This window comes from Thermoplasmata archaeon (assembly GCA_038851035.1).
Lineage (GTDB): Archaea > Thermoplasmatota > DTKX01 > VGTL01 > VGTL01 > JAWCLH01.
Genome location: JAWCLH010000021.1, coordinates 50,070 through 50,348, shown reverse-complemented (window position 1 = coordinate 50,348; position 279 = coordinate 50,070). Strand labels below are relative to the sequence as shown.

At 60.6% G+C, this 279-nt stretch carries 1 protein-coding gene; it reads left to right on the top strand.

What is annotated here, in order from left to right; genetic code table 11:
• Window positions 1-279, top strand: a 279-nt coding sequence (locus QW379_07625) for a hypothetical protein (protein ID MEM2870269.1), incomplete at both ends; no start/stop codon positions are given.

Below are 279 nucleotides of genomic sequence, written 5' to 3'. Positions count from 1 at the left end.
TAGCTGGTTCGACAACGGCGAGCCGCTTGGAGAGGGGAAGAGCATAAAGGTCAAGCTGAAGCCGGGCAGGCACACAATATCGCTCGAGGTCTCTGATGGTACGGAGAAGGCTCTAGCCGAGGTGAGCATCGATGTCCTGAAGGCCGAGAAGGTGACGGTTCAGGAAACGGGCTGGGTGGCGGGGGCTGGATTAGCGCTCAGCCTCATTATCCTGCTGGTCGTTCTTGCCGCTGTCTTTGTGGCGGTCTCGAGGAGGCGCAGGAAGGCTGGCGAGGAGGC